General features: G+C 64.4%; 4 protein-coding genes. 1 reads left to right on the top strand and 3 read right to left on the bottom strand.

Features of this window, described 5'->3' with window-relative positions; genetic code table 11:
• Nucleotides 1-177: 177 nt before the first annotated feature.
• Complete coding sequence (locus ACWDTF_RS24635; protein ID WP_449755235.1) at nucleotides 178-534, top strand: hypothetical protein; 357 nt, start codon at nucleotides 178-180, stop codon at nucleotides 532-534.
• A 7-nt stretch (nucleotides 535-541) separates the two neighbouring features.
• Here ACWDTF_RS24635 and ACWDTF_RS24640 read toward each other — a convergent pair whose 3' ends face one another.
• From ACWDTF_RS24640 to ACWDTF_RS24650, 3 genes are all read right to left on the bottom strand, one after another.
• Nucleotides 542-1,366 carry a CPBP family glutamic-type intramembrane protease gene (locus ACWDTF_RS24640; RefSeq protein WP_449755236.1) on the bottom strand — a complete coding sequence of 275 codons (825 nt, stop codon included), beginning with the start codon at nucleotides 1,364-1,366 and terminating at the stop codon, nucleotides 542-544.
• Nucleotides 1,367-1,443: 77 nt separating this feature from the next.
• Nucleotides 1,444-2,850: an MFS transporter gene (locus ACWDTF_RS24645; protein WP_240857807.1), complete on the bottom strand. Its 1,407-nt coding sequence runs from the start codon at nucleotides 2,848-2,850 to the stop codon at nucleotides 1,444-1,446.
• A 36-nt stretch (nucleotides 2,851-2,886) separates the two neighbouring features.
• The gene (locus tag ACWDTF_RS24650) at nucleotides 2,887-3,357 is read right to left on the bottom strand and encodes a hypothetical protein (RefSeq protein ID WP_240857806.1); all 471 of its coding nucleotides are present in this window, start codon (nucleotides 3,355-3,357) and stop codon (nucleotides 2,887-2,889) included.
• Between the last annotated feature and the right edge of the window lie 710 nt (nucleotides 3,358-4,067).

Consider the following 4,067-nt stretch of genomic DNA (forward strand, 5'->3'; position numbering starts at 1 on the left):
TGGCAGACAAACACGCCCGACGCCGGGCAGAAAGGAACCGCAACCGACGCGACCGCGACGAACGCGACCGCGCCGCAGGCCCACCACCCTTCTGAACTCGTAACGACGGACGTCGAAGTCCGCGATAGTGAGTGGAAGGGTCACACTGTGGTGCCCTCACGACCGAGAGGCGGACAGATGACGACCACGAACGTCGCAAGGACCAACTGGTTGCGTCGCGGAGTCGCCGCAGCGATGCTCGCGGGTGCCGTCGTCTCGTGTGCCTTCGTTGCGGCGGGATCGGCCGACGCCTACCCCGTCGGCCCCTGGCACATCGAAGGGCCGTGCAAGGGCAAGGCGAAGTCGCAGTGTCCGATGTCGCCGTCGAGGGACGGTCTGACCTGGTCATTCCACGGCGACGCGTGGAACTACGACACGACCGGCCGGTTCGTCTGCATGTCGACCGCCATCTACTGCGGGCCGCTCATGGCAGTGATCCGTGCACTGCCGCCGGTGCAGATCGGATCGGGACCGAGCACCATCGCGCGTCGATGATGATCCGTCAGTCGTGCGTCGCCGCGCGTAGTGACGGCGTGTAGCGGATCACGACGAACACCGCCGCTGCGATAAGGCCGGCGTTCACCACCAACAACGTCGTGTCGGTGGCGGCCCGCGAGATTGAGACGATGTCGACCATCCCGTGGAAGACCGCGATTACGAGGATGCTTGCGCGTGCGCTGTTGAAGAGGAACGTCGTCAAGTACGCGCCCAACAGGATGCTGATGATCCAGCCGGGAATCATCAACAGCCCCAACGTCTGCAAACCGTAGGAGTAGAAGAAGAGCGGCAAGTGCCAGCCTGCCCAGAAGAACGCGAAAATCGTTGTCGCGCCATACGACGACCAGCCGTCGGCCTCGAGCGAGGGGATGGCGTACCCACGCCAGCCGGTCTCCTCACCGAATCCGAAGAAGATGATCTCGATCGGAATCAGCATCAGCCCGACGTTCGCGAACTCCTTCGATCCGAGGAACTCCGACCACTCGACCGGGGACCCGAGCGCCGCCGACACCACTGCGCCGACGCCGAACAGGACGAGCGGGAACGCTATCGCGAACACCACCCACCGGGCGGGTACCCGCCAGCGCACCATCTGCGTACCCAACTCCCGAACTGCCGTGCGTCCGCCGTCGCGGTAGCGCATCACGAACGCCGCGGCCAACGGCCCGAGGGTGCCCACGTAGTGCAGGAATTGCAGGCTGTCGGGCGCGAAGAGCATGGGAATCCAGAACACCCAGGTCAATAGGTATGCGACTCCGAAGAATTGAAGGGTCCGAGCGGGTAGCCCCGACCGCAGATGCTGCCACCACGTTCGGGTGTCGCTGCGCATATCACACCTCCGACGCTCGCACCTCCTACGTTAGGTGCGAGCGTCGCTGCCGCCTACCGTCGAACGTCCCGAGTTGTCTACCCCGGCGCTTCGCTCGCCCCGTCTTCGGCGAGCCCACGGTATGCCGCTACAGCCGCAGCCGCCATCACCACGGCGGTGATCGCGAAACCGATGGCGGTGGCGGTGGTCCCGTGGACGTCGACGATCACCGCCGAGAACACCGCGATCCCGATCACGCCGCCCATCTGACGGCACGTCGTCATCAATCCGGACGCCTGGCCGCGCTTGTCGGCGGGAGCGGTCGCGATCGTCGCGGCGGTCAACGGGCTGAGGATCGCGCCGATCCCCGAGCCGGCAAGCAGCATGCCGGCGCACACCACGATCAACGACGACAGACCGAAACCGATTGCGCCGATGGACAACCCGGCTGCCAGTGTGAGGCTGCCGCCGACGACGACACGGCGTAAACCAAGCGTCTCGTATCGCGCACCGACGGTTCGGGTGGTGATCAACAGAGGAATGACCAACGGCAACAGACTGATACCGGCCTCGGCGGGGCTCAAGTGCAGTGCGTCCTGCAATGCCGTGGCGCCGTAGATGGTCGCCACCGTCATGGCGAACCCGAGCGCGGCGAGTGCTGCCGTGTTGGTGGCGAACTGGCGATTGGCAAACAATCCGATATCGAGGATCGGATCGTCGGCGCGTCGGGCGTGGACGACGAATCCGACTGTCAGGGCAATACCGACTGCGACCACCGTGAGGAACATAGGCGACGACCATCCCCACTCGGGCGCTTGCAGCAGCGCGGTCATGATGGCGGACAGCCCGCCGACGACGAGGACCACACCCAGCAGATCCCACGAGCGCACCGGATGTCGAGTGTTCTCTGGCCGCACGAGCGCGATGAGGACAATGCCGGCGAGGCCGACCGGCACGTTGATCAGGAAACCCCATTGCCAGCCGAGGAATTGCGCGCAGATGCCACCCACTGCGGGTCCGATGAGCGCAAACCCTTGTCCGACACCGGTATAGATGGCCATCGCACCGGCCCGCCGATCTTCGCGAATGGCCTGGGTGAGCAGGCTGAGTGTCGACGGCATGAGCATCGCGGCGGAGATACCGGCGATCGCCCGACATCCCACGACACCGGCGAAGTGCGGAATCAGCGCAATTCCCAACGAGGACAGGATGAATCCCGTCATGCCGGCGCGAAAGAGGTTGACCGGCCCATACGCGTCGGACAGGCGCCCGCCGAGCGGCAGGAACACGGCCAGGGTCAGCAGATACACCGAAACCAGCCACGCCCCTTGCGATCCCGACAGATCGAGATCGCGGGTCATGCTGGGGAGCATCACGCCGACGATGCTCGAGTCGAGCACCAGCAGCACCATGGTCGAGGTCAATGCCGCGATCAACAGCCGCTCACGACGAGCAGCCCGGTCAACGACGCCGGGGGTGCGTCGTTGACCGGGCAAGGTGTTCATCGAGCCTCCATTCGGATCAGGATCTCACGGCGAGGGTCACCAGAGGTCGTAGCTGACGTTGACGTTGGGGTAGCCGGTGGCGATGTGGGGTGCGTTGATGAAGTAGTGGCCGCCGGAGGTGCCGGTCATGTTGGTGTTGACGTTGCCGCGGACGTTTTCGAGGTTGTAGGTGGCGGTGGGGCCGAAGGCGCCGATCCGGTAGTTGACGAACACGGTCTCGTAGCTGGTGTTCGGCGCGACGCTGACGATGGTCTCGGATGCTCCGGGTGCCAGTGAGCGTGTGGGTGCTTGGACCCAGTGGCCGCTGCCGGGGGTGGCCGAGGCGAGCCATTCGGTCTTGTTGGTGTGATTGGTCAGGGTCATGGCGACGGTGGGTTCGCCGGGGTGGGTGACGGGCAGGGTGCCGGCGTTGGCGAGTCCGGCGCCGCCGACGGCGAGTGCTCCGGCGATTCCGAGCCCAGCGATGGCGGCGGCGGTGCGGGTCTTGACGTTCTTCGAGATGGTCATGGTGTCTCCTGAAGAGTTTGTCGTCCGGTCCTGGTTGGGCTGGGCGGGTTGTTTCTGACACCAATGACTTTGCCGCTCAGCGGGGTCGGTGACATTCCGCCGGGTGGTGGATGTACCGGGTGATGTCGATGTCCACCGATCGGGGGAGGTGTGCGATCTCGGTCGCGCCACGCAATGGTCGGCGTGGTCATTGAGCGAGATCGCGGCACGGGTGCCACAAAATGTAGGGGAAGAAGATTCCTCCCCTACCCTTGGTGTCCTCCCTGCGAAACTTCAGGGGAGGACTTTGAACCCCGCGGAAGAAACTTCTTCCCCTACTTTTTGTGCGACGGCCAGGGCAGGCAGGCGTTCATGTAGGATCTCATCCTCTTTGTCAGTCGCGAACTGGGGTTTCTCATGATCTTGTCACCTGTGGGTTCTCACTAACTTGTCAGAATCCTCAGGCCAGCACTGCTCCCCGGCCGGCGCGTCATAGTTCGAGGTTGCAGTGCTGAAGCGGCGGGTTGCTAGGAGACCGCTACGCGACGTGAACTGCGGCTTGTGAATGGTCGAACCGTCCGACCGGCTGAACAAGGGCGATCGAACGCCGGCCGGTGTCGTGGCGATGTTCCCGGATGTGACGTGTAAGGGCTCGGGACATGCTTGACGTCGTGTCGTCGGGACATCGTTGACGTCTCACGCTTGTCGGTGGTCGCAGTCAGAGTGTGGGG

This window comes from Gordonia sp. NPDC003422 (assembly GCF_053588675.1).

Excerpts from the sequence above, each read along its gene's own strand:
- ACWDTF_RS24635 (WP_449755235.1), top strand. The coding sequence starts at position 178 with ATGACGACCACGAACGTCGCAAGGACCAACTGGTTGCGTCGCGGAGTC.
- ACWDTF_RS24640 (WP_449755236.1), bottom strand. The coding sequence starts at position 1,366 with ATGCGCAGCGACACCCGAACGTGGTGGCAGCATCTGCGGTCGGGGCTA.
- ACWDTF_RS24645 (WP_240857807.1), bottom strand. The coding sequence starts at position 2,850 with ATGAACACCTTGCCCGGTCAACGACGCACCCCCGGCGTCGTTGACCGG.
- ACWDTF_RS24650 (WP_240857806.1), bottom strand. The coding sequence starts at position 3,357 with ATGACCATCTCGAAGAACGTCAAGACCCGCACCGCCGCCGCCATCGCT.